This window comes from Amnimonas aquatica, assembly GCF_002943415.1.
GTDB classification, from domain to species: Bacteria; Pseudomonadota; Gammaproteobacteria; order Pseudomonadales; family Moraxellaceae; genus Perlucidibaca; species Perlucidibaca aquatica_A.
Genome location: NZ_PTQZ01000224.1, coordinates 1 through 2,864 on the forward strand (window position 1 = coordinate 1; position 2,864 = coordinate 2,864).

Genomic DNA, 2,864 nt, shown 5'->3' on the forward strand with positions numbered 1-2,864 from the left:
CTGGTAGGCATAGGCAACGGCTATGTGGTGGAGGTGCGCGAGCGCCGGCTCTACCTGCAGTCGCGCCTGCTGGAGCTGGAGAAGCGCCAGCTCAACAAGCTCTCCGAACGCCTGGTGCAGCTGGCCCGCGAGGACGGCCTGACCGGGCTGGCCAACCGCCGCCATTTCAACGACAGCTTCCTGCTGGAGTGGGAGCGCGGCCGGCGCGAGCGGCACCCGGTGGCGCTGCTGTTCGCCGATGTCGACCATTTCAAGGCCTACAACGACAACCATGGTCATCTCGAAGGTGACCGCGCGCTGGTGACCATCGCCGGCGTGCTGCGCTCGGTCGCCACCCGCCCCGGCGACCTGGCGGCGCGCTACGGCGGCGAGGAGTTCGTGCTGCTGCTGCCCAACACCGACAGCGCCGGCGCCGCCGAGGTGGCGCGCCAGCTGCTCGCGGCGGTGGACGAGAAGGCGCTGCCGCACAAGGCCTCGTCGGTGGGCAGCCATGTCACGGTCAGCATCGGCGTCGCCTCGGTGGTGCCGGACGTGCACTTGGCGCCGGCGCAGCTGATCGACCGCGCCGACGCCGCGCTCTACGAGGCCAAGGGCGCCGGCCGCCACCGCGTGGTGGTCAGCGAGCTGTCCTAGTCCCGGCCATCGGGTCCGCGGGGGGCAGGGCGGATGCCGCTGCCCGGCGTGCCGGCATGGCCCGGGGCGTCTGGCGCGCGGGTGGCGTCAGCGCGTACAATGCGCGCCGCATCCGGAGCGGTCCGGGCCCATGAGGCCGCGCGCCGCCCGACCCTCATATTCCTGCCCGTGAGTTCCGACATGTCCGACATCAAGAAAGTCGTGCTGGCTTATTCCGGTGGTCTCGACACCTCCGTGATCGTGCGCTGGCTGCAAGACCAGTACCAGTGCGAAATCGTCACCTTCACCGCCGACCTCGGCCAGGGCGAGGAAGTCGAGCCGGCGCGCGCCAAGGCGCAGGCCATGGGCATCAAGGACATCTTCATCGAGGACCTGCGCGAGGAGTTCGTGCGCGACTTCGTGTTCCCGATGTTCCGCGCCAACACCATCTACGAAGGCGAGTACCTGCTCGGCACCTCGATCGCGCGTCCGCTGATCGCCAAGCGCCTGGTCGAGATCGCCAACGAGACCGGCGCCGACGCCATCTCGCACGGTGCCACCGGCAAGGGCAACGACCAGGTGCGCTTCGAGCTCGGCGCCTACGCGCTGAAGCCGGGCATCAAGGTCATCGCGCCGTGGCGCGAGTGGGACCTGACCTCGCGTGAAACGCTGATGGCCTACGCCCAGCAGCGCGACATCCCGATCGATTTCGCCAAGGCCGGCAAGAAGTCGCCGTACTCCATGGATGCCAACCTGCTGCACATCTCCTACGAGGGCGGCGTGCTGGAAGACCCGTGGACCGAGTGCGAGGAATCCATGTGGCGCTGGTCGGTGTCGCCGGAGAAGGCGCCGGATGTCGCCACCTACATCGACCTGACCTTCGAGAACGGCGATGTGGTCGCCATCGACGGCGAGCGCCTGAGCCCGGCCACCGTGCTCACCAAGCTGAACCAGATCGGCGGCGCCAACGGCATCGGCCGTCTCGACCTGGTCGAGAACCGCTACGTCGGCATGAAGTCGCGCGGCTGCTACGAGACCCCGGGCGGCACCATCCTGCTCAAGGCGCACCGCGCCATCGAGTCGATCACCCTGGACCGCGAAGTCGCCCATCTCAAGGATGAACTGATGCCGCGCTACGCCTCGCTGATCTACAACGGCTACTGGTGGTCGCCGGAGCGCCTGCTGCTGCAGGGCCTTATCGACGAGTCGCAGGTGCACGTGAACGGTGTCGTGCGCCTGAAGCTGTACAAGGGCAATGTCATCGTGGTCGGCCGCCAGTCGTCGAACTCGCTGTTCGACACCCGCATCTCGACCTTCGAGGATGACGGTGGCGCCTACAACCAGGCCGATGCCGCCGGCTTCATCAAGCTCAACGCGCTGCGCATGCGCATCGCCGCCAACAATGGCCGAGCGCTGCTGAAGTAAGCCGGTCGGTCTGTCGGGGTGCAGGGGGCGGCGTGTTTTCCCGTCGCCCCCTGCGCCCCGACAGACCGGCAGCATGCGAAAGGAACCCCGGCCATGCCGGGGTTCTTGCTTTGCGGCCGGCATGGCATGATGCGGCGAGCCGTATACAATTACGGAACAACAACAATACCGGCAGGAGCTGACGCCCATGAGCAACCCGATCAAGCAGGCCTTGCAGCGTGCCAGGGAGGCGCGCGAGCACGCCGGCACCGTGGCCGGCAATGCGCTGGACTGGGTGTTCCTGCGCGGCAGCCTGGTGCAGTCCGGCCTGACGCCCTACGAGACCCTGCTGTCCGGCGACCCCATGTCGCTGCGCTACTATCCGCCGCCCTACGAAGACGAGATTCCGCTGCCCGACGGCAGCCTGCTGCCGGTGCAGCGCGAGCGCCATCCGGTGCCGCTGGTGCTGGTGCCGCCGCTGGGCGTGACCACGGAAAGCTTCGACCTCATGCCGCACCGCAGCCTGGCGCGCTACATGTCGGCGCGCGGCTTCCATGTCTACCTGATCGACTGGGGCACGCCCGAGCGCCGCCATGCCCGCCTGCGCCTGAAGGACTATTCGCTGGACATGTTCTCCGAGGCCGTGGCCGAGGTGCGCCGCCATGCCGGGGTCAAGGACATCTCGCTCATGGGCTGGTGCATGGGCGGGCTGCTGTCGCTGATGTATGCCGGCGCCTCCGGCGACCAGCACATCCGCAACCTGATCACGGTGGCCAGCCCCATCGATTTCCGCGGCAGCGGCATGCCTGCGAAGCTGGCCTCGCTGGTCAGCAAGCCGGCGCACCTGG

Annotated in this window: 3 protein-coding genes; all 3 read left to right on the forward strand. The window is 68.1% G+C overall.

The features are described from left to right. Positions 1-633, forward strand: a 633-nt coding sequence (locus C5O18_RS08220; protein ID WP_158249307.1) for a diguanylate cyclase, incomplete at its 5' end; no start/stop codon positions are given. 180 nt (positions 634-813) lie between these two features. Next, positions 814-2,037, forward strand: a complete 1,224-nt coding sequence (locus C5O18_RS08225; protein ID WP_105193063.1) for an argininosuccinate synthase — start codon at positions 814-816, stop codon at positions 2,035-2,037. A gap of 187 nt (positions 2,038-2,224) precedes the next feature. Continuing rightward, the coding region (locus C5O18_RS08230; protein ID WP_146089296.1) for an alpha/beta fold hydrolase at positions 2,225-2,864 on the forward strand (640 nt) is incomplete at its 3' end.

Bases quoted from the DNA above. Each gene is read 5' to 3' on its own strand.
- C5O18_RS08225 (WP_105193063.1), top strand. From the start codon at position 814: ATGTCCGACATCAAGAAAGTCGTGCTGGCTTATTCCGGTGGTCTCGAC.